At 73.5% G+C, this 17,466-nt stretch carries 13 protein-coding genes; 5 read left to right on the forward strand and 8 right to left on the reverse strand.

Going from position 1 to position 17,466, the window contains the following annotated elements:
* Positions 1-189: 189 nt before the first annotated feature.
* Complete coding sequence (locus tag ACF09J_RS19500; RefSeq protein ID WP_392306908.1) at positions 190-1,305, forward strand: amidohydrolase; 1,116 nt, start codon at positions 190-192, stop codon at positions 1,303-1,305.
* 18 nt (positions 1,306-1,323) lie between these two features.
* Here the strand turns inward: ACF09J_RS19500 and ACF09J_RS19505 are convergent, their stop codons facing one another.
* Positions 1,324-1,668, reverse strand: coding sequence for a hypothetical protein (locus ACF09J_RS19505; RefSeq protein ID WP_392306673.1), 345 nt, complete (start codon positions 1,666-1,668; stop codon positions 1,324-1,326).
* 11 nt (positions 1,669-1,679) lie between these two features.
* Complete coding sequence (locus ACF09J_RS19510; RefSeq protein ID WP_392306674.1) at positions 1,680-2,969, reverse strand: zinc-dependent alcohol dehydrogenase; 1,290 nt, start codon at positions 2,967-2,969, stop codon at positions 1,680-1,682.
* Between the two features lie 221 nt (positions 2,970-3,190).
* Between ACF09J_RS19510 and ACF09J_RS19515 the strand changes: the two genes are divergently transcribed.
* The 4 genes from ACF09J_RS19515 to ACF09J_RS19530 all read left to right on the forward strand — a co-directional run bounded on the left by ACF09J_RS19515 (position 3,191) and on the right by ACF09J_RS19530 (position 5,335).
* A complete protein-coding gene (locus ACF09J_RS19515) occupies positions 3,191-3,544 on the forward strand; it encodes a sortase-dependent protein (RefSeq protein WP_392306675.1) in 354 nt (117 codons plus the stop codon).
* Positions 3,541-4,182 carry a class F sortase gene (locus tag ACF09J_RS19520; protein WP_392306676.1) on the forward strand — a complete coding sequence of 214 codons (642 nt, stop codon included), beginning with the start codon at positions 3,541-3,543 and terminating at the stop codon, positions 4,180-4,182. The genes ACF09J_RS19515 and ACF09J_RS19520 overlap by 4 nt, the downstream gene beginning before the upstream one ends.
* 174 nt (positions 4,183-4,356) lie before the next feature.
* A complete protein-coding gene (locus tag ACF09J_RS19525; RefSeq protein WP_100571186.1) occupies positions 4,357-4,848 on the forward strand; it encodes an RNA polymerase sigma factor in 492 nt (163 codons plus the stop codon).
* Positions 4,832-5,335 carry a hypothetical protein gene (locus ACF09J_RS19530; protein WP_392306677.1) on the forward strand — a complete coding sequence of 168 codons (504 nt, stop codon included), beginning with the start codon at positions 4,832-4,834 and terminating at the stop codon, positions 5,333-5,335. Before ACF09J_RS19525 ends, ACF09J_RS19530 begins: the two co-directional genes overlap by 17 nt.
* 88 nt (positions 5,336-5,423) lie before the next feature.
* Here the strand turns inward: ACF09J_RS19530 and ACF09J_RS19535 are convergent, their stop codons facing one another.
* From ACF09J_RS19535 to ACF09J_RS19560, 6 genes are all read right to left on the reverse strand, one after another.
* Positions 5,424-6,779: a beta-1,3-glucanase family protein gene (locus ACF09J_RS19535; protein ID WP_392306678.1), complete on the reverse strand. Its 1,356-nt coding sequence runs from the start codon at positions 6,777-6,779 to the stop codon at positions 5,424-5,426.
* A 241-nt stretch (positions 6,780-7,020) separates the two neighbouring features.
* The gene (locus ACF09J_RS19540) at positions 7,021-7,605 is read right to left on the reverse strand and encodes a LuxR C-terminal-related transcriptional regulator (protein ID WP_392306909.1); all 585 of its coding nucleotides are present in this window, start codon (positions 7,603-7,605) and stop codon (positions 7,021-7,023) included.
* A 698-nt stretch (positions 7,606-8,303) separates the two neighbouring features.
* Entirely contained in the window at positions 8,304-11,093 is a 2,790-nt protein-coding gene (locus tag ACF09J_RS19545) for an ATP-binding protein (RefSeq protein ID WP_392306679.1), read from the reverse strand.
* Between the two features lie 5 nt (positions 11,094-11,098).
* Positions 11,099-13,873 carry an AAA family ATPase gene (locus ACF09J_RS19550; RefSeq protein ID WP_392306680.1) on the reverse strand — a complete coding sequence of 925 codons (2,775 nt, stop codon included), beginning with the start codon at positions 13,871-13,873 and terminating at the stop codon, positions 11,099-11,101.
* A 70-nt stretch (positions 13,874-13,943) separates the two neighbouring features.
* Positions 13,944-16,781, reverse strand: a complete 2,838-nt coding sequence (locus ACF09J_RS19555; RefSeq protein ID WP_392306910.1) for an AAA family ATPase — start codon at positions 16,779-16,781, stop codon at positions 13,944-13,946.
* The gene (locus ACF09J_RS19560) at positions 16,781-17,227 is read right to left on the reverse strand and encodes a MarR family winged helix-turn-helix transcriptional regulator (RefSeq protein WP_392306681.1); all 447 of its coding nucleotides are present in this window, start codon (positions 17,225-17,227) and stop codon (positions 16,781-16,783) included. The genes ACF09J_RS19555 and ACF09J_RS19560 overlap by 1 nt, the downstream gene beginning before the upstream one ends.
* Between the last annotated feature and the right edge of the window lie 239 nt (positions 17,228-17,466).

Genomic DNA, 17,466 nt, shown 5'->3' on the forward strand with positions numbered 1-17,466 from the left:
ACTCACCGGACGTGTTGCACCCGTGGCGCCGTCGAAACCCGTAGGTGTCGCGGTGCCGGAGAGTGGCACCCGGCGGATACCTCACGACCGGCTCCCGCACCCCGAGGAGATCAGGTGGCCCCTACGCCCGACGACGTGAGCGCCGACGTCCACGACAGGCTTCGCGCGGCGGTCGACGAGCGGGCGGACATGCTGTGGGAGGTCGCCCTCAGCCTGCACGCCGAACCCGAGTACGCCTTCGCCGAGCACCGGGCCGCCGCCCTGCTGACGGGCGAGCTCGAACGAGCCGGTTTCGCGGTGGAGCGCGGGGTGGCCGACATGCCGACCGCGTTCACCGCCCGCACGGGTCACGGCCACCCCGCCGTGGCGCTGCTGCTGGAGTACGACGCCCTGCCCGGCCTCGGCCACGCCTGCGGGCACAACCTCATCGCCGCCGCCGGCCTGGGCGCGGCGCTCGCGCTGAACACGGTGCTCGACGGCTCGGCCGGGTGTGTGATGGCGGTGGGCTCACCCGCCGAGGAGGGCGGCGGCGGGAAGGTCGTGGAGGTGGAGGCCGGTGTGTTCGACGGCGTCGACGCCGCGCTGATGTTCCATCCGGGGGTGTGCAGCTGGACGCGGGCGCCGCTGACCGCGTCGGTGCAGTACCGGGTGGCCTTCCACGGCCGCGCCGCGCACCCCACCGGCAACCCGGCCGAAGGCAACGACGCGCTCCTGGCACTCGTGGAACTGTTCAACGTGCTGACCGCCCTGGGCCGGCGCCTCCCGGAGGCCTCCCACATCCAGGGCATCATCACGGCCGGCGGCACGGCCACCAACATCGTCCCGGACTACGCGGAGGGACTGTTCGGCCTGCGCGCGGAGACGAGCCGTGCGCTGGGGGACCTGACCGGGCAGCTCCGCGCGTGCACCGAGGGCGTCGCGCTGGCCACGGACACCAGGGCCGAGGTGGAACGCACGACGCTCCGCTACGAGCACTTCCGTGACAGCGGCGTCCTGTCCGAACGGTTCGCCGAGCACCTGTCACGGACCGGGATCGCACTGACGCCACCCGTGCCGGGGGTCTACCTGGGCTCGTCCGACATCGGCAACGTCAGCACGCGCGTGCCCGCCATCCACCCCTTCGTGGCCATCACCGACGAAGGGTCCGACCACACCCCCGAGTTCGCCGCGGCCGCCGCCTCCCCCCGCGCCCGCGACACCCTCGTCGCCGTGACCGGCGCCCTGGCCTGCACGGCGGCGGACGTACTGTCGAACGCGGACCTGCGCGAGAGGGCGTGGACCCGCCACCGGCAGGAGGACCACTGACCCACGCGGACCTGCGGCTCAGTGCCCGGCAGGCGTGGGGCCTCGTTCGCGCCTGAGGCGGCGTGCGACGACCGTCAGGTCGATCGCCGCCAGGAGGGTGAGCACGCCGTACACGACGGCGATGGTGGTCAGCGGGCCGGGTCCGGGGCTGTCCCCGGAGCCCGAGTCCGCCGCCCACACCGCGAAGTACGCGGTCGCCGCGGCGAAGACCGGGACGAACACGGCGGACAGGAGCAGGCGCAGTCCGAGGGGGCTCTGCGCGGTGACCGGTTCCGTGCCGGTGCGCGGGGAGCGCCGGCCGATCGTTCCGGAGTCCTTGCGGGTCGTCCGCTCCTCGTGACGGCCCGGATTCGTTCCGCTCATGACGTCGTCCCTCAGGGTTTCGGCGATCCGGCGGTGGTGGCCGTGCCGGTGCCCGCCGCGTCGCCGAGGCCGGGAGCCACCGCTCCGTCGTCCGAGATGCCGAGGGCCACCTTGGTCCAGCCCGTCTCCCTGCGGTCGAAGCGGCGGTACGCCTCGACGGCGTCCTCCGTGACCGCCCAGCGCGTGACCAGCGGGGTGGGGTCCAGGCTCCCCGAGGCGACCAGCGAGACCAGATCGGGCACGTAGCGGCGGTGGTTGCAGTTGCCCATCTTCAGGGTGAGGTTCTTCATGAACGCCTCACCGAACGGGTAGTGCTGCACCTGGGGCGGATACACGCCGACCGTTCCGACAGTGCCGGCCTTCGCCACCATCCGCACCGCCCAGCGCGCCGCCAGCGTGGGGGCGTCGCCCGGTACCCATGTCCCGCCGTCGGGGTTCTGCTCCGGCGCCGCCTCGGAGCGCTCGTGGGCGAACTCCTGTGCCTGCTCGCCCAGGGCCTCGGCGGCCGGGCCCCGGGACGGCTGCTGCGCGTCCACGCCCACCGCGTCGATCACCCGGTCCACGCCGATGCCGCCGGTCAGGTCGCGTACCGCCTCGACCGGGTCCTCGGCGTTGAAGTCGACGGTCTCCGCGTGCTGGCTGCGGGCCACGTCCAGCCGGTCGCCGACGCCGTCCACGACGATGATCCGCCCGGCACCCTTGAGGCGCGCGCAGGCCACGGCGGCCTGTCCGACGGGACCCGCCCCGAGGATCGCCACGGTGTCGCCGTCGCCGACCTCGGCCAGCCGCGCGCCGAACCATGCGGTGGGGTACACGTCCGACAGCAGGATCGCCTGCGCGTCGTCCACGGTGTCCGGCAGGGGCACGAGACCGACATGGGCGAACGGGACACGGGCGTACTCGGCCTGCAGCCCGTCGAGGCCGCCCGCGGCCTGCGGGCCGCCGAAGAACACGGTTCCCGCCAGCGGTCCCCCGGGATTGGCGTTGTCGCACTGCGCGTAGTAGCCCGCGCGGCAGTAACTGCACGTCCCGCAGGCGACGGTGGAGGGCACGACCACCCGGTCGCCGGGGCGGAGATTGGTCACCCCCGTCCCCACTTCCGCCACGACGCCCACCGCCTCGTGGCCCAGGATGCGGCCCTCCCGCATGCCGGGCATGGTGCCGCGGACGAAGTGGAGGTCGGTGCCGCAGATGGCGGAGGTCGTGATCCGCACGATCGCGTCGTACGGGTCCTTGATCACTGGTTCGGGCACGTCATCGAGACCGATGTTCCCGAGTCCGTGCCAGACGACGGCCTTCATACGGTGCTCCCTCGGCGACTCGGCGACTCGGCGTTCAGGTCGGAGTTTCCTCTCCGGACGCCGCTGAAACGGCGGCCTGCGGCCCCGGTGGTCGCGCGCCGGCCGGCCCGACGTTCACGACTTTGCCATCCCTTTACAACCCGGTCCCGTCCCGCCTCGTCTCTCCGCTCGATCCGCAACCGCCCGCCGACCGGCGGGCGCCGACGAAAGAGAGCGAATCGATGCGCCGAACCATCCTCACTGCCGCGGCAGTCGCCTGTACCGCCGTGCTGGCGGGAACCGCGCCCGCTTTCGCCGCGGGGGACGCTCCCTCCCCGGTCCCCACCCGGGCCGCCACCCCGTCCCCGGTTCCCACCAGGGCGGCCACGCCCGCTCCGGCCGCCGAGCCGACCCGTGCCCCGGCCCGCGGCCAGGTCCGCGCGGTGCCGGCGGGCGCGCCCGACACCGGTGTCACCACCCCGGCCCAGGACTCCGGCTCCCGGGACGGCCTGATCGGCGGCGGCGCCGGCATGGCGCTCGTCGTGGCCGGCGGGGCCGTCCTCGTCGTCCGCAAGCGCCGGACGACCGGCGCATGACACCGCTCTCCAGGCGCGCGTTCGGCACCGCGGCGTTGGCCGGGCTCCTCGCGGGCTGCGGCGGCGCGGGGAGGGACCGGTCCGTGACCTCCCACCCCGCAGCCGCCCGCGGCGGCACCCCGGACCCGGCCGGCACCACGCCGGCCGCCCCGGGCGCGGCCGTCTCCCCGCGCCCCCTGCCGCGCTCGGTCCCGGTCCGGCTCCGTATCCCGGCCATCGGGGTCGACACCCCGCTGCTGAGCCTCGGGCTGGAACAGGACGGCACCGTGCAGGTCCCCCCGGTCACCGCACACGACCGGGCGGGCTGGTACCGGAACTCCCCCACGCCGGGCCAGCTCGGGCCGTCGGTCGTCCTCGGCCATGTCACGGTCGGCCCCTACGGCGACGGGGTCTTCCGTCACCTGGACCGGCTGCGGACCGGCGAGACGATCACCGCCCGCCTGGAGAACGGCACACAGGCGCAGTTCGCCGTCACGTCCACCCGGACGGTGGCCAAGGCGCGCTTCCCGACCGACGACGTCTACGGGGACGTGGACCGCCCGGAGCTGCGGCTCATCACCTGCGGCGGCCCGCGCGACGGTGACGGCTACCGCGACAACGTGATCGTGTTCGCCGTCCTCGGCGCCGTCTTCCGCTGACGGCGACGGCCCGTCCTGCCAAAGCCCGTACTGCGAGGGCCGTACGGCGACGGTGGCCGGGCCGGCGGAACGCCATACCGCCGGCCCGGCATCCTCCCGCAGGAGCCGCCGCCCGCCCGCAGCCCCTCGTCCGACACACTCGTGCCGGAAACGGCACCCCGACCCTGGAGAGCGTTGAAACGGTCCCGCGACAAGGCAGCGGCCGAACTGTTCGCCGCCCTGTACCCGCGCCTCGCCGGCTGGTGCCGCCGGCTCGTCGACGACGACGAGACGGCCCACGAGATCGCCTCCGAGGCGTTCACCCGGCTCTGGGCCCGCTGGACGTCCGTGGAGGAGCCGCACGGGTTCCTCTATGTGACCGCGGCCAACATCGTCCGCGACCACTGGCGCAAGCAGGAACGTGAGCGCCGCGCCGTGCGCCGCGCCACCACCGAGGCCGCGATCCGCCCCCACAGCGAGCAGACGGACCCGTCGGTACGCCTGCTCGTGCAGTCCCTGCCGGAACGGCTGCGCGTCCCGATCCTGCTCCACTACTACGCTGACATGCCGATCCGGGAGGTGTCCGTGCTGACCGGACGCAAGGAAGGAACCGTCAAAGCCGACCTCCATGCGGCCCGAGAACTGCTCCGCGTCCACCTCAGGAGAAGCCTTGACCACTCGCTTTGACAACGACCCGGAGTTCGCGCCCGACGACCCGCTGGCGGTGATCCTGCGGCCCCCCGCCGACCGTCTCGGCCCGCCCCCCGGCCGCTACGAGGCGATCCGCCGCGCGGCCGGCCGCCGCAGGCTGCTGCGGGCCGCGGCCGGAGCGGTGGTGACCTGCGCGGCGGCCGCCATCGTCGTACTGCCGCTGCATCCGTCGGCCCCTTCCGATCCCGTCACGCGCACGGTCCCCCTGGCTCCGCCGCCTCCGCCGCCCTCCGCGACCACACCGGCCCCCACTCCCTCGACGGCACGGACGGCTCGCTCCTCCGACCCCGCCACCCCCCACGCCCGCGAGGACACCGCGACCAGGGGTACCCCCAGCGCGCCGGGCCGCACCGCGGTGGCCGGCACGCGCGGAGCGGCCGGGCCCGACCCGGCGCGCACGATTCCGGCCGCCCCGCAACGGTCCCGGGTCGTGCCCACACCCGAAACGGCGACTCCTCGCTGACGCCTGCCGGTTCACAGGACCTCGGACGCGCGGAGAGGGTGCCCGCGGCCGTCCGTCACGACGGTCCAGGACACCCTCTCGTCATCGGCTACCAGCCGACGGCCACCAGCAACCACTGCGGGTTGCCGTGGGAGATGAACGAGGACTGGCCCGCCACGTCGTCGTAGGGGAAGCCGTAGGCGAGCCGGTTGATGGCGTTGTCGTGCCAGAACTTGGCGTAGTAGTTCGCGGGTGCCGCCTTGTAGTACTGCGCCGGGTCGGACCGCTGGGAGGCCGGCAGGGTGGCGACATGACGGTTCAGAGCGGCGCACATGTCGGGGTTGCCGGCCAGGGAGGCGGCGCAGCCGAAGATGTCGGAGGTGGCCGCGTCGACGCCGACGGACTGGGCGTAGGACGTGAAGTAGTTGGCGTTCGCGCCGCCCGAGCGGAAGCTGGGGTCGCTGCCGGGGGCGATGATCCGGTACGGGGCCCGGGTCTGGGCCAGCACCTTGAACTGGTCGGGAACGGCGCTGGTGAAGCGCTGGAACGTGGTGGCGCGGTCCTCGGCGAAGGTCTGCCGGTTCTCACCGACCTCGGCGTCGTAGCCGTCCTTGGTGTGCAGGCGCATGGCGAGCTTCAGGCCGAAGGCGTCGACGCGAGTGGTGTTGCCGTTGAAGACGGTGTTGCCGACGGTGAACTCGATGAAGTCGTAGTAGGGGCCGTTCGGCGAGCCGAGGTAGAAGTACATGCGGCCCGCCGAGTTGGCCGGCATGTCGAGGTAGGGCTGCTCGGCGATGGAGTGGACCTGGCCGTTGAAGCTCCAGTACACCTGGCTGTCGGGGTACTTGCCGTTGGTGTGGTTGAGGATCTTCACCTCGACGGCGTTCTTCGCGGCGGGTATGTCGCTCGTGCCGCCCCAGAAGTCGTCCGGCGGGGTGGTGGTGCCGCCGGGCCCGTAGACCTGGAACTCCCACAGGGAGTAGCCGTACGGGGTGGCTCGCTCGGTTCCGTTCACGCGTACGTAGCGGCCGCTGCCCGTGACGGCGAGGTTCTGAGTGCCGCCGGTGGCGTTGGTGGTGGAGTAGACCGTGGTCCAGGTGTTCGCGTCGGTGGAGGTCTGGATCTGGAAGGACTTGGCGTACGCGGCCTCCCAGTCGAGGGTGACGCGGGTCAACTGCTGGACGGATCCGAGGTCCACCCGGAGCCACTGCGGGTCGGAGAAGGCGGACGACCAGCGGGTGCCGGTGTTGCCGTCCACCGCGGCGGCGGCCGGGAAGGTGTCGTTCTCGACCGAGGACGCCACGGCGGGGCGTCCCTGGGACAGCAGTTGGTCCGCGGCGTGCGCGGACGACGGTGTCAGAGCGGCGAAGCAGGCGGCGAGCAGGACGACGACGAGTCCGAATGCCGTGCGGGCACGGGCGGTGGTCGCCGGTCTGCGGGTGAGTGCGCCGGGGAAGGGCTGCATACAGGTCTCCTCAAGCCGGTTCGGCGAGCGTGGGGGTGGAGCGGCAGCAGACGTGAGAGCGCTCTCTCCGGGTTGTATCCCCACCACCGGCCGGCGTCAACAACTGAAGCCGGAATCCCGAGAGTTGCCGATGCATGCCTTCACTACTCGACACGAGCCGTCCCGATCCCGTGGACGGCTCCTGCGAGCCCGCACCGGCGGCCGGCCGGAACCTGGCCGGCCGCCGGTGCGTTCCGTGCCGTCAGTCCTTGATGAAGTCCGGGACCACCTTCGGCGGCCAGACGCCCACCTTCAGCACCCCCATGGAGTACGCGCGGGAGACCAGCGCCGCCCGGTTGGGCACCCGGAGCTTCCGCAGCAGACAGGTCACGTGGTACTCGATGCCCTGCCGGCTCAGGTGCAGCCGTGAGGCGAGCGGGATCGTGGAGAGTCCCGAGGCTATGCCCTCGAGTATCCGGGCGTCGATCTGGCTCAGGAGCTTCTTGCCGCGCCCGCCGACGACCTCCGAGTCCGCCGGGTCGTTCTGCGCGCTGGGCATCATGACCAGGATCGAGGACTCGTCCGGGAGACCGCCGCGCACCATGAGTGCGGTCAACGGGACGGTGAACGTGGCGTCGTCCCGTCCCACCGCGATGACGTCGGTGGCGAAGCGGTCACGCCGGCCCTCGATGAGACCCGTGAACTGCCGCATCAGCGGCTGCTGGACACTGGGGTGGACGAGATCGCTGAAGGTCCGGCCGCACAGATCCGCGGAGGAGCCTCCGAACTGCCAGAAGAACCCCTCACTGGCCTGCTGGATGGTCAGGGCCCGGTCGAGACGGGCCATGTTGAGGCGTCCCTCGTCGAGCGTGGTCTGCGGCGATCGGCCGTCCTCCGGAAGTTCGCGGGCGTGTCCCTTGCCGGAAGCGGCAAGGGTGGACGTGAACTGACTCGTCACACGTCGTGAGTTGGTGACCTGCGGCATAATCGCCCTTCGTGCGGTGGGGGGTGTACGCCGCGCGCGGTGGACCCGATGGCTTCGGGCCCGGCAGGACGGCTCGGCACAAGGGCGCCCGGGCGTCCCTGCGTGGGGGCGCACGCCGGCGATGATGGCGGCGTGCAGTGCCTCACGCGTCTGACAACGTTGCCGGGCAGCGACCTCTCGTCGCCGTCACCGGACCGTCGGTCTGCGCAGCGGTTGGTACTCATGAGATGGGTGAACAGGTAGCGGGTTCCATTGCCTTGCCGGTCGGGAAACTCACCGGCCCTCCAGGGCTTCCCTCTCTCCTCCCTCACGGAAGAGGAAAGCCGAGAAGAACTCGGTTTTCCTGACCATTCAATTCTCCATTACCACTGGAACCACACCATGAACTCTAGAGAGTTGACGGCGACCGGGTCAACGTGAACCGGCCCGATCCCGCCGATTCTGTGGAGTTGCGGGGGAAGGTTCGGTCTCTCGCCCGGGCACCGGTCCAAAGGTTCGGTACGGTTGCTAAACCCCAGGTCAGAGGGCACATTGCCGGAACACGGGGACCGAATGCCCGTTCAGCCGGCGGCGTGCACCCCGGTTTCCTGCAGAACTGCGGCCAGCTCTCGCCTGCCCGTAATGCCGAGTTTACGATAGGAGTTAGTCAGGTGCTTTTCCACGGCGCGGGCACTCACTTGAAGTTCAGCTGCAATTTCCTGATTGGTGAGGCCGCTGACAACCAGTGATGCCACCCGGCTCTCGGTACGGGTGAGTGCCGTCCGTGCGGCCGGGGCGAGAGGCCGGCCCTCCGCGGTGACCGGCCCGGGCAGCCAGGGAACGCCGCAGGACTCCGCCAGTTCACCGGCCTCGCGCAAGGACTCCCGGGCCTCGGCGCCGTCACCCAGCAGCCGCCCCAAGTCTCTTACGGCCATGAAGAGTTCGAGTTCGTTGACGGAGTCGCGGAGTGTTCCCACGGCCTCCCTCAGCAGATCGACCCGCTCGTCCGCCCCGTCGGTGCGGGCGCGCAGCCGCAGTGCCCGGCCGATGGCCACCGGCGCTCCCCATTCCTTCGCCCGCGCGTACTCCTCCGCCGCCAGGGTCCGGGCCAGGTGGTGGTCGCCCAGTTGGTGGGAGAGGGAGACCGCCCAGGGGCGCCAGGGGAACAGAACGGGGTTGCGCCAGCCCGCGCACTCCAGTTGCCGACCGCATTCCATGGCCGTCTCCAGGGCCGTGTCGGCGTCGCCCTCCTGGGCCTGTTCCGCCATCCGGAGCAGGCTCAGCAGTGCGGCCGGGATGGGCGGGAGCGACCGGTCGGCCGCGTCGCCCACGATGCGGGAACCCAGTTGCGCGTCGCGCGCCGACAGCGCCAGTGCGCCCAGCACACCGTAGACGAAGCAGCGGCTCTCCTCGCCGATCGTGCCGGCCAGTTCGACGATGCGTTCCGCCTGCTCCCGGGCCTGGGGAAGCCGGCCGCGCGCGATGTGGAACAGGGCGCGCCGCGCGTGCGTCACGGCATCGGCCCCGCCGTCGTCTCCGGGGCCGCCGCGTTCCGCGGCGTTCAGCCAGGACTCGGCGGCCTGCAGGGCGTCGGCGCCCACCAGGGAGAACATCACCAGTTGCATCACCGAACCACCTCCCGAGGTGGTCGCCGGTTCCCAGTCGAGGACGGCGCGGGCCTGACGCACGACCTCGGACGCCTCGCCGTCGGCGTTGAGCGTCGTCGCGTGCAGGAGCACGGCCAGCAGTTCCCTGCCGCCGCGCGACCGGACCGGGGGGTCGAGGACGCGCAGTCTGCTGACGGCGTCGGCGAGTTGGGCGTAGTCGTCGAGCCCCGTGTACCGCAGCCTCGCCTCCAGGCTCAGCGCCTCTTCGCCGCCGAAGTCGTCGCCCGCGTACGGGTCCAGAAGGTCGTCGGCGGCGCGCCTGAGCAGGGCGGCGGCCGACGGGGTCATGGGGCTGGTCACACTGGGCGAGAGCCGCAGCACGGCGGCGGCCCGGTCACGGACCGTGGGGAGCAGGGGAAGCGCCTGCGCAACGTGGGATTCGGCGGCCGGCGGGTCGAAGGACAGCTCCACAGAGGCCAGTTCGACCAGCAGTTGGGCCCTGGTGCGGTCCTGCTCGACGGCCTCCAGCAACGCGCGCCGCAGATACCGGGCGGCCGACTCCGGCCTCCCTTTGCGCCGTGCGCTGTCCGCCGCGCTGCGCAGCACCGGTACGGCCCACGCGTACCGGGGCGTCGGGATCGCCATCAGCTGGTCGGCGACCTGCTCCGCCGGGAGCCCGCTGTCGTACAGGACCCCCGCGGCGGCCTCCTGCCGGCGCTGACGTTCGGTGGCGCTCAACGAGCATTCGACGGCCTCCCGGACGGACGGATGGACGAAGCGCGTGTCGTCCTCCTCGGTGGTCAGCCCCAGTTCGCGCAGGACCCGCAGCGCCGTCGTGAGGTCGACGTCGTCGAGTCCGGCGATGCGGCCGAGAAGCGCGGGGTCCTCGTGCCCGGCCAGCGTGGCGATCGCGGCCGCCGTGTCCCGGACCGGCGGCGGCTGGAGCAGCAGGCAGTTCAGTAACCGGTCGCGCAGTTGCGCGGGGTGGATCGTGGGGAGGAGGCCGATGCTCGCGGCCGCGGGCGGGCAGCCCGTGAGCGCGGCTTCGGACAGCACGGACCGGAGGAACAGCGGTCGGCCCCGGGACAGGTCGTGGCAGGCGTGGACGAAGTCCTCGTCGGCGGGCTCCCCCAGGTGCGTGCGGACGAGTTCCCCGGTGGCGGCCGGGGACAGGGGCGCGGGACGCAGGATGCGGGCCGACGCGCTGACCACTTCCTGCACCAGGGGGTCGCGCGAGCCGGGGTCCCCGTCGCGCAGGCTGCATACGAGGAGCAGCCGCAGTCCGTCCAGCCGGGGCGCGAGCCGGGCGAGCCAGCGCAGCGACCAGGAGTCCGCCCACTGGAGGTCGTCGACGAGGACGAGCAGGGGCGCCGTGGCGCTCAACGTGGCCAGCAGGGCCCGCAGATCACGCAGAACCGTTCCGTCCGAGGCGTCGCTGTCGGGCGCCACGTCGTCGCCGAGCACCTGCCGGGCGGCTCCAGCGCCGGCGAGCAGCCGTTCCCGGTCCGGCCCGGACGCGGTGGTGAGCAGGCTGTCGAAGAGCTGACGCACCACACCGTGGGCGAGCCCTTGTTCCGTCGGCGCGGCGCTGGCCCGCAGCACATGCACGATGTCCTCGCCGGCGCAGCGCGGCAGTTCGTGCAGCAGCGCCGAGCGGCCGATGCCGAGGGGGCCGGCCAGCACCATGAAGGAGGAGCGTCCCCCGGCGGCGGCGCGCAGGGCCTGTCGCACCGCCGCGAGCTCGACACCTCGTTCGAGCAGCATCCCGTTCAGTGTCCTTCCATCGCGCGGACCAGTTCCCGCAGTTCCTGGCGCCCGTTGATCCGCAGCTTGCGGTAGACGCGGGCGAGCCGGAGTTCGACCGCTCGGCTGGAGATCTCCAGCAGCGCGGCGATGTCGCGGTTGCTGCGGCCGCGGCCGGCGAGGAGCGCCGACTGCTGCTCGGCCTCCGAGAGGGCGTCCCAGCCCGGAACCGCCACCGTGCCGGTGGCCGCTCGGGCCAGCGCTCGGGCCCTGACCGCCATGGGGGCGGCCGGGTGAGCGGCGGTGAGCGCGCACAGTTCGGCGAGCGACCGTGCGGCCATCCGCCGGTCGCCGCCGCTCTCGGTCATCTCCAGGGCGGTGTACTCCGCGAGGACCCGGGCGTACTCCGGGCCGGTGGGCGCCGAGCGCACCGCTCCCATGGCCGAGCGGACGCCGTTCAGACGGTCCTCCCGTCCTGCCACCAGCACAGCCGTCAGCTGGGCCCAGGCGAGGGTGCTGCCCGCTCCCCAGCGCCGGGCGAGCGCCAGTTCCTGTTCGCTCAGCCGCCGCGCCTCGACCGACTCGCCCAGGGTGTGGCAGGTCAGTGCCGTCAGCGAACGCCACGGTACCAGTGCGGAGTTGAGGTGATGACGGCTCAGCAGCCGACGGCCGCACTCCCGGAACTGGTCACGTGCTTCAACGGGGTTGCCGGCGCGCAGCGCGATCACGCCCCGCGCGAACAGCAGACGGGGCCAGTGCTCGCTGTCCTCCGCCGCGGGCGGCAGGGGGGTGGCGGCGCGTTCGCGTGCGGCGTCCTCGTGGCCGCTCTCCACGTCCACGATGATGCGGATGCCGTACAGATGGGGCAGGAGGGCGTCCGACCTGGCGAGCGCGCCCGCCCCCTGCTCGGCGGCCTCCAGGTCCCGCTCGGCCTGGGCGTGCCGGCCGCGGCGGGTGTTGAGTTCGCCGCGCAGGGCGAGGATCTGGGGGGCGGCGAGCCGGAGCCGGCTGCCGTCGAGTGCGCCGAGCAGCCGGTTCAGGCCGGACTCGGCGTCGTCCAGCGCGTCGGTGAGGCACAGGGCCCCGCAGGCCGCCAGGGCGGGCTGGATGAGCGGGCCGTCCGGCCGCCGGTCGTCGGCGAGGGCGGCCCTGGCCAGGCTCCCGACCTCGTCCAGGCTCTCGCCGTACAGCGCGAGTTGCCAGGCGCGCACGGCGGCCTGCGCGGGTGTGGCCGGGCGCTGCGGCAGGGGCGGCACCGCGGGTACGGACGGTGCGCCGATCGCCTGGCCGGTCGGGTCGGCGGCCCAGAAGAGCGCGAGCAGGTCGTCCCGTTCGGCCCCGTCCGCGGTCGTCAGCGCGTCCGCGAGCGAGCGGCGCACCACGTCGGCTCCGCCGCCGGTGAGGCCGAGGTCGGCGGCGTGCAGGCGTACGGCGGCGGGAGTCTGCGGGGTGCGGATCAGCCGCTCGATCCGCAGGTCGCCCGCCTCGGGTTCGGTGACCAGGTGGACGGCGGCCACTTCGAGGCCGAGGCGGGCGCGCTCCGCGGGGTCCTGTTCCTCCTCCGCCGCGCGGGCGAGGAGCGCGGCGGCGCGGTCGTGCTCGCCCTCCCGTACGGCGTGGTCCGCGTCGCGTCGCAGCGTGTGGATCGCCCAGGGCGCCCCGGCCTGGCGCGCGGCCAGCAGCAGGTCGGCCACGGCACGGTCCTCGGCTCCGGCGCGATGGGCGAGTTCGGCGGCCCGGACGTGCAGATCGGTGCGGTCGTCGGTGGTCATCTCCTCCAGCACGCGGACGCGCAGGACCGGGTCGACCGTCAGGCGGCCGTCCGGCAGGGCGCGGATTCCGGTGGTCCGGGCCAGGGCCGCCCGCAGCCGGCGTTCGTTGAGCGAGCCCGCGCGGGCGAGCGTGCGCACGAGAGGAAAGTCGAGCAGGTCTCCGCAGACCGCCAGCACCCGCACCACCTCGCCCGCTTCGGCGCCGAGTGCCCGCACGGCGCTCATCAGGTGGTCGCCGAGCACGGCGGAGCCGGCCGCACGCAGCACCGGCACCTGGGCCGCGGCGGGCCGGTGGCCGAGCGCGGCGAACCGCTGCAGCAGATCGTGCAGCACCGCGGGATGTCCGCCGCTGATCCGGCCGGCCTCGGCCGTGAACGCGTCGTCCGCGCGTCCGCAGACCCGGGCCACCTCGGCGGCGACCTCGTCCGGGGGCAGCGGCGCCAGGGTCAGGTGGTGGGCGGTCGGGCCGGGCGCGGAGCCGAGTTCACCGGACCATCCGGTATCGGCCGCCGCCGCGTCGTCGCCGCCGCACACGACCGCGAGCGGCGTCCCGGCGCATCGTCGCAGCAGCGCCTGGAGCCAGTGCCGCGACTCCCGGTCGAGCCAGTGCGCGTCCTCGACGGCCAGGACGGTGGGACACGCGCGCGCGGCGCGCAGCAGCCCGGCCAGCCCCGGAAAGGGCTCGCGCCGGGTCGGCCCCGGGGGTGTCACGGACGGGACGTCGAGCGGTTCGAGCAGTTGGGTGACCACTCCGTACGGCAGCTCGGACTCCGACAGCGCCGCTCGGGCGCGCAGCACGCGGTGGCCCGACGCGCGGGCCCGGTCGGCGGCCCAGCGCACCAGGGCGGACTGGCCGAGGCCGCTCCTGCCCGACAGCGTGACGAGCACCGGGCCCGAGGTGCCGAGCCCGTCGAGGACGGCCGCCATCATCGTCCGCTCGCGCGCCCGGACGCGGGACGGCGGGTCCTCGACGGCCGCCGCCGACCGTGTGCGGTCCCACACGTGGGGAGAGGGGGTCCACCCCGTCATCCGTCCATCACCCCGTCTTCCTTCCCCCGGTCCATTTCTGCGGCGCCTGAGTCCCCGGCAGGACGGATCCTCACGCCCCTTCCAGCACCGGCCGGCCCGGCCATGAGCCGCCGTGCACGGCGCGCAGGGCGTCCATGAGCTGGTCCCGTCGACGGACCCCGAGCTTGCGGTAGACGTTGGTCAGATGGGACTCCACCGTGCGCACCGTGACGAACAGCCGTTGCGCGATCTGGCGGTTGCTGGCCCCGGACACCGCGAGACCGGCCACTTTGAGCTCCGTGGTGGTGAGCAGGCCTCCGGTCGGCGCGTCGGCGGCGTGGCCCATACGGCCCCCGGCGGAGACCAGCAGACTGCGGGCCGCCTCCGCCAGCGCGAGCGCCCCGCAACCCCCCGCGATACCGGCCGCCTTGCGCAGCCGCTCCCGGGCGCCGGTCTCGTCGCCGTGCACCAACAGGGCCCGGCCCAGCGCGTATTCGGCGCGGGCGTACGCGGACACCGCGGGCGACCGGGACAGTTCGTGAGCCGACTCGGCGAGCAGGTCGAGCCCGGCGCTGCCCGGTGTCAGGACGCCTTCCGCGAGCGCGGCGAGGCCGAGAGCGCGCGGCGTTCCCCAGCGCCGGGCGCGTTCAGCCCCTTGTTCGGCCAGTTCCCTGCCTTCCGTGGGCCGGATGGCCGCGAGGATCAGGCAGGTGTCCACCCACCAGGGGGTGAGCACCGGGTTCAGCACACCGGCGGTCTCCTGCACCGCGCCGCACTCGCGCATCAGCCGCAGCGCCTGGCGGGGGTGGCCGGTGGCCCAGCGGGTGCGGGCGCGGGTGTGCAGATACACCAGGTAGGCGAGGGCCGAGCCGGTCGCCTCGCCGCGTCCGATCCGGTCCAGCAGCCGCTCGGCCTGCTGCGGCTCGCCGCGGTCGACGAGCACCGACGCCAGCACCGCCCGTGCCGTCACCAGCCGTGCCTCGCAGTTCGTCCGGCCCACCGCGTCGATCGTCGCGCGGGCTTCCGCGGCGGCGTCGACGAGGGCTCCGTCACGGTGCAGCAGATGGGACCTCAGGGAGCCGGCGAGCACCCGGACCCAGGTCGTCGGTTCGTCGCCGGCGCCTCGCAGCATGGTGTCCAGCGCGGCGTGCGCCTCGGTGGTCTCGTCCGCGAGGACGAGTGTGGCGGCGGCCGTGAACCGCAGCCAGGGCGGCTGCTGGAGGGAGGTCGTCCCCAGCGCGCTCCGTGCGCCTTTCAGGGCCTCCTCCCGGGAGTGGCCGGCCAGCGCGGTGCGCAGCGCGGCCAGGGCCTCCGTCTGGTGCCGGTCGGTGCGCAGCCGGTACGAGGCCGTCACCGTACTGCGGTGCTCCCGCGCCGCCACACCGGTCCCGCGCCGTCCCATGAACAGCAGCACGGCCGCCACCTGGTCGCGCAGGTGCGGGGCGCGCTCGGGGCCGGTCGTCAGGGTGTCCCAGGCGGTCTCCAGGGCCCCCAGGATCTCCGCCCGGCAGACCGCCGGGAGCGGTACGGACAGGCAGGCCATGGCGTACTGGACCGCGATGCCGGCACGCGCGCGTGCGTCGGCCGTGCCGGCGAGTGCCGCGCGGAACATCGGAACGGCGCTCAGGGGGTCGCCGGGCGCCACGGCGAGTGCCAGCCTCAACCGTGTCTCGGTGTCGTCGGGCTCGGCGTCCAGGACCCGGCGCAGGCAGTCGGCGGCGTCGGCGAAGGCGCCGCGCTGCTCGGCGCGGGCGGCGGCGTCCCGCAGGACCGCGGTCATCCACGGCTCCAGGGCGCCCGGCATCCGCATCAGATGCCGGGCCACCTCCTCGGCGGGCCGGCCGGCGTCGCTGAGCAGCAGCGCGGCACGGGCGTGCAGCTCGGCGGTCCGCTCGGTGCCGAGCGGTTCGCGCAGCGCGGAGCGTACGGCCTCGTGCACCAGCGCCGTGCCGTCGGAGGTGAAAGCTCCCGCCCGGCGCAGCACGGCGATCGCCTCGTCGGCCTGCGCGCGGTCCACCGCCGCCAGCACCGCGACGCACTCCGGCGGCCGGGTGCCGCCGAGCAACGCGATCGCCGTGGCGACGCTGCGGACCGCGGGCGACTCGCGGTCGAGCACCCGCCGCACCGCCCGGGCGGCCATGCCTCCGCCGAGGTCCCACGCCTGGTGCGCCCCGGCCTCGTCCGGAGCCGCGCCGCGTCTCCTCAGCTCGCGCAGCAGTCCTACGGCGGTGCGGGGGCTGCCGCCGGTGACCGTGGCGACGCGCTCGGCGAGCCGGGGGTGCACCGGCCGGCCGAAGACCTCTTCGGCGAGGGCGCCGACCGCGTCGGCGCCGAGCGGCCTGAGGGGCGTCACCGACACGGCGGGGTGGGCGAGAAGGTCGACCCAGGCCCGGGGAGCGCTCGGTTCGGTGCCGGAGCTGCGGGCGAGGACCACGAGCAGCGGTTGTCCGGCCGCCCGCCGCATCAGGAACTCCAGCCAGCGCAGGGAGTGTTCGTCGCAGTGGTGGGCGTCGTCGAGGGCCAGCAGCAGCGGCCGCTCCGCCGTGAGCCGCAGCACGTGCCCGACGAGCCGGCGGAACACCGGATAGGCGGGGGCGAGGGCGAACTGCTGGGCGTCCCCGGGGCCGGGCAGGAACATGGCCGGGCTGTCCGTGCCCGGTTCCGGCTCCTGGCGGTCCGGGGCAGGGGTGCCCGCCGGCGTGAACAGCGCCCTCAGGCCCGCGTAGGCCCCGGCGCCGCCGGCCGCCTCGCCGCAGTGCGCCCGCAGCACCGTCATGTCCCGGCAGGCGGGAGCACGCAGCAGGGCGTCGAGGAGAACGCTCTTGCCGTAGCCGGGCGGTGCGGTCAGGACCACGCACCCCGTCTCGCCACCGCGCGCGGCGGCCGCTCTGGCGCCGAGGGCGGTCAGCTCGTTGTCGCGGCCGTGCATCACGTCGTACTCCGGAGGCGGTCGAGCAGATCGTCCAGGATGGCCAGGTCGTCCTCGCTGAACTTCGCGAAGGAGGCCAGCAGGTTGCGTACGTGTCCGACCGCGGCGCGGGCGAGGATCTCGTGCCCGGCGTCGGTGATGGCGGCGTAGGCGATCCGCCGGTCACTGAGGCAGGGGCAGCGCTCGACGTAGCCGGCCGCCTGGATCCGGTCGATCAGCCTGGTGACCCCGCTGGTGGTCAGGGCGATCTGGTCGGCCAGCGTGCTCATGGTCAACTGCCCTCTCTCCGCGCGGGCGAGCCGTATCAGCACCTCGAACCAGAGGTGGGGCAGGCCGACTTCCGTCTGCATGGCCGTACCCAGCCGCCGCTCGAGGTGACTGTGGGTCTCCACCAGGCGGCCGAACGTGGTGATGAGCGGGTGGTCGATCAGGTCCGAGGAAGGCACTCAAAGATTCTATGCCAGAACAGTTGTGCAGTCAGCTATTGCCAAGTCAGAGGCATGCGGTTCACGTGCGAATGTCCGGCCGAACAGCATTACGCGCCGATGTCTGTGTTCGCACGAGTCCAACCCTCATGTCCCATGGCCTGCTTTGCGACAGTCAACGGTCGCGCGCTCGCTCTGCGGCGGTATGTCGTGCGGTACTCACGGGTCGCCGAGACCGATCGGACCATGTGTACCGGGCC

Origin of the sequence: Streptomyces sp. NPDC014889 (assembly GCF_043081205.1) — a bacterium.
Classification (GTDB): Bacteria; Actinomycetota; Actinomycetes; order Streptomycetales; family Streptomycetaceae; genus Streptomyces.